This window comes from Novosphingobium sp. BW1 (assembly GCF_008107685.1).
Taxonomy (GTDB): Bacteria; Pseudomonadota; Alphaproteobacteria; order Sphingomonadales; family Sphingomonadaceae; genus Novosphingobium.
Window position 1 is genome coordinate 1 of the sequence record NZ_VIRF01000127.1, and the last position, 430, is coordinate 430.

1 protein-coding gene is annotated in these 430 nt (G+C 52.6%); it reads left to right on the forward strand.

Going from position 1 to position 430, the window contains the following annotated elements; all coding sequences use genetic code 11:
* Window positions 1–300 (forward strand): TonB-dependent receptor domain-containing protein (locus FMM79_RS20560; RefSeq protein WP_148606705.1); only part of this gene is annotated, 300 nt, incomplete at its 5' end.
* Between the last annotated feature and the right edge of the window lie 130 nt (window positions 301–430).

The following is a 430-nucleotide window of genomic DNA, read 5'->3' on the forward strand; positions in this document are numbered from 1 at the left end:
AATACGCCGAAGAACAGCTTCAGTCTCTGGACCACCTATGACATCTTCCCGAAGACCACCATCGGCGGCGGGGCTTTCTATGTCGACAAGGTCTATGGCGACGTTGGCAATACCGTCTATGTCCCCGATTACTGGCGCTATGACGCAATGGCCAGCTACAAACTGAGCAAGAACGTCGATTTCCAGTTGAACGTGCAGAATGTGTTCGACAAGAAGTACTTCGACAAAGCCTATGCGGCGCACTATGCGTCCCAGGCCGCTGGAAGGACGATACTGTTCAGCACCAACTTCCACTTCTGACAGCCGCTCTCGCTCCCCACGAAAGCCCCATTCCCCCTGCGGGATGGGGCTTTCCCGCATCCAGGTGGGTAAATAGAGCGTAAAGAACGTTAATTCGGCTTTATCGCAACTGATTATCAAATAGAATTGC